At 71.7% G+C, this 3,324-nt stretch carries 2 protein-coding genes and 3 pseudogenes; all 5 read left to right on the forward strand.

Translation table 11 applies throughout. From position 1 onward, the window contains the following. Nucleotides 1-733: pseudogene (locus MBELCI_RS20250) on the forward strand (FAD-dependent oxidoreductase); the annotation flags it as partial. Next, nucleotides 717-914: a sulfur carrier protein ThiS gene (gene thiS / locus MBELCI_RS18485; protein WP_021695769.1), complete on the forward strand. Its 198-nt coding sequence runs from the start codon at nucleotides 717-719 to the stop codon at nucleotides 912-914. The pseudogene MBELCI_RS20250 and the gene thiS, both read left to right, overlap by 17 nt. A gap of 1 nt (nucleotide 915) precedes the next feature. Further along, complete coding sequence (locus tag MBELCI_RS18490; protein ID WP_021695770.1) at nucleotides 916-1,686, forward strand: thiazole synthase; 771 nt, start codon at nucleotides 916-918, stop codon at nucleotides 1,684-1,686. Continuing rightward, nucleotides 1,683-2,277, forward strand: a pseudogene (locus tag MBELCI_RS20255) (thiamine phosphate synthase). Before MBELCI_RS18490 ends, MBELCI_RS20255 begins: the two are co-directional and overlap by 4 nt. Further along, a pseudogene (locus MBELCI_RS18495) lies at nucleotides 2,274-3,237 on the forward strand (ThiF family adenylyltransferase). Before MBELCI_RS20255 ends, MBELCI_RS18495 begins: the two co-directional pseudogenes overlap by 4 nt. Nucleotides 3,238-3,324: the final 87 nt, after the last annotated feature.

A 3,324-nucleotide genomic window follows, 5' to 3' on the forward strand; every position in this document is an offset into this window, starting at 1 on the left:
CGCGGCACGCTGGTGGTGGCGCTCGGGCGCGACCGGGCGGAGCTTGGACGCTTCGGCCGTCGCGTGGCTGGCGTGACGCTCGATGCCGAAAGCGTGGCGGCGCTGGAGCCCGATCTCGCGGGGCGGTTCGATCGGGGCCTGCATGTCGAGACGGAGGCCCATCTCGACCCGCGCGCGACGCTGGCGGGCTTGCGCGACAGGCTCGCTGCGCGCGGCGTGGTTTTCGAGACGGGGGAGGCGCGCGCGCAGGGGTGCTGCGATCGACTGCCGTGGGTTGGCGGCGCGCGACGCATTGTCCGACCTGCGCGGGGTGCGCGGCGAGATGCTGGTGCTGCGCGCGCCCGAGGTCGCGATCACCCGGCCCGTGCGGCTCTTGCATCCGCGCCACCCACTTTATGTCGTGCCGCGCGGCGACGGCCTTTACATGCTGGGCGCCACGCAGATCGAGAGCGAGGGGCGCGGTCCGCCAAGCGCGCGTGCGGTGCTCGAGCTTTTGAGCGCGGCTTATGCGCTGCACCCCGCCTTTGGCGAGGCCGAGGTTCTGGAGATCGGCGCGGATGCGCGCCCGGCCTTTCCCGACAACCTGCCGCGCATCCGGCGGCGGGGCGAGACCATTCATGTCAACGGGCTGTTCCGCCACGGCTTCCTTCTTGCGCCAGCGATGGCGCGGATGGTGGCGGATTGGCTCTGTGACGGCATCAGACCGGAGGTTTGCGATGAGGATCATGGTTAACGGCGCGCCGCGCGAGGTCGCGGCCGAAACGCTGGCCGAGGCGTTGGAGGCGCTGGGGCAGGGGGGCGACACGGTGGCGACGGCCCTGAACGAGGAGTTCGTGCCCGCCGCGGCGCGCGCGCGCACCCTGCTGGCGCCGGGCGACCGGGTCGAGATCGTCGCGCCGCGGCAGGGGGGCTGAGATGGTCACATTCTATGGCTCGGAGCTGCCCTCGCGGCTGATGCTCGGCACCGCGCAATACCCCTCGCCGAAGGTTCTGGCCGAGGCGTTCCGCCGCTCGGGCGCGGGCATCGCCACGGTTTCGGTGCGGCGCGAGGCGGCGGGCGGCGAGGGCGGCGCCTTTTGGGATCTGGTGCGCGAGCTTGGCGTGCGGCTCCTGCCCAACACCGCCGGGTGCCACACCGCGCGCGAGGCGGTGACCACGGCGCGGATGGCGCGCGAGCTGTTCGGCACCGACTGGATCAAGCTTGAGGTGATCGGCCATGCCGACACGCTGCAGCCCGACCCTTGGGGTCTGGTGGAGGCGGCACGGATCCTGAGCGACGACGGCTTCAAGGTGTTTCCCTACACCACCGAGGATCTGGTGCTGGCCGAGAGGCTCATCGAGGCGGGCTGCGAGGTGCTGATGCCATGGGGCGCGCCGATCGGCACCGGGCTGGGGCTCGCGAACCGCTACGGGTTGCGAAGCTTGCGGGCGCAGTTTCCACAGGTGCCGATGGTGGTGGATGCGGGGCTGGGCCGCCCGTCGCAGGCCGCCGAGGCGATGGAGATGGGATTCGACGCGGTGCTGCTCAACACCGCCGTAGCGAAGGCCGACGACCCGGCGGCGATGGCCGAAGGCTTTGCGCGCGCGGTCGAGGCCGGACGGCTCGGGTATGAGGCGGGCGCGATGGAGCCGCGCGACATGGCGGCACCGTCGACGCCGCTGATCGGCAAGGCGTTCCTCGCATGACGCTTGATCGCTTCTACCCGATCTTCGACGATGTCGCGTGGCTGGAGCGGATGCTGCCGCTCGGCGTGAAGCTGGTGCAACTGCGGCTCAAGGACCGGAGCGCGGCCGAGACCCGCGCGCAGATCGCCCACGCCCGCGATCTCTGCGTGACCCATGGTGCGACGCTCGTGGTCAACGACCATTGGCGCGAGGCGATCGACCTGAACTGCGATTGGCTGCATCTGGGGCAGGAGGATCTCGACACCGCCGACATGGCCGCGATCCGCCGCGCCGGGCTGCGCCTCGGGGTGAGCACGCATGACCGGGCCGAGCTGGATCGGGCGCTGTCGCTTTCTCCCGATTACGTGGCGCTGGGGCCGGTCTGGCCGACGATCCTCAAGAAGATGAAATGGGAGCGGCAGGGGGTGGAGCGGCTCACGGAGTGGAAGCGGCTGGTGGGCGACATGCCCCTCGTCGCGATCGGCGGGCTGTCGGTGGCGCGCGCCCGAGGCTTTCGCCGCCGGGGCCGACATCGTCTCGGCGGTGACCGACATCACGCTCAATGCCGATCCCGAGGCGCGGCTGCGCGACTGGATCGGGGCGACGCGATGAACCGCTACGCGCGGCAGGTCGCGGTGCCGGGGTTCGGCGTGGAGGGGCAGGCGCGGCTGGCCGCTGCCCATGCGCTGGTGATCGGCGCGGGCGGGCTGGCGGCCCCGGTGCTGCAATACCTCGCGGGCGCGGGTGTGGGCCGCATCCGGCTCGTCGATCCCGACCATGTGGAGGCGTCGAACTTGCACCGCCAGACCCTGTTTCGCCAGGCCGATCTGGACCAAGCCAAATCCATCGCGGCGGCGGCGCATCTGTTTGCCGCGAACCCCGATTGCGCGGTCGAGCCTCTGGTCGCGCGTTTTGATCCGGGCAACGCGGCGGCGCTCTGCGCGGGCGTCGATCTGGTGATCGACTGCGCCGACAGTTTCGCCGCGAGCTATGTCGCCTCGGATCACTGCAAGGAGGCCGGGCCGCCACTTATCAGCGCCTCGGTCACGGGGCTCTCGGGCTATGCGGGCGGGTTCTGCGGCGGCGCGCCGAGCTTGCGCGCGGTGTTTCCGGACCTGCCCGCGCGCATGGGCTCCTGCGCCGAGGACGGCGTGCTCGGGCCGGTGGTCGGCGTGATCGGCGGTCTTCAGGCGCAGATGGCGCTGGCACAGCTTTCCGGCATGGTGCCGTCGCCGCTGGGGCGGCTGGTCAGCTTCGACGCCGAGACGTGGCGCTTTGGCGGTTTCGGCTTCGCGGGGGCTGAGGAGCCTGACCGCGCGCCACGTTTCCTTGCCGCGTCACAGATCGCGGCGGAGGATTTCGTGGTGGATCTGCGACGCGAGGAGGAGGGGCCGCTGGTACGGGCAGGGGCGCGGCGGCTGCCGGTCGAGGGCCTCGGGGGTTACGGCCCGCGCCCGTCCGACGGCGCCCGCGCGGTGCTATGCTGCCGCTCGGGGCTTCAGGGCGTGGCAGGCGGCGCGGCGGCTGGAGACGGTCTGGGACGGGGAGATCCGGCTGGTGGCGCTCGGCTGACGCTGCCGTGGCGGCAGAGCTTGCAAGCCACGCGCGCGGGCATAGAGTCGAGGCTCGTCCCGTGCCGTTGAGAGGACCCTCCATGAG

Origin of the sequence: Limimaricola cinnabarinus LL-001 (assembly GCF_000466965.1) — a bacterium.
Taxonomy (GTDB): Bacteria; Pseudomonadota; Alphaproteobacteria; order Rhodobacterales; family Rhodobacteraceae; genus Limimaricola; species Limimaricola cinnabarinus.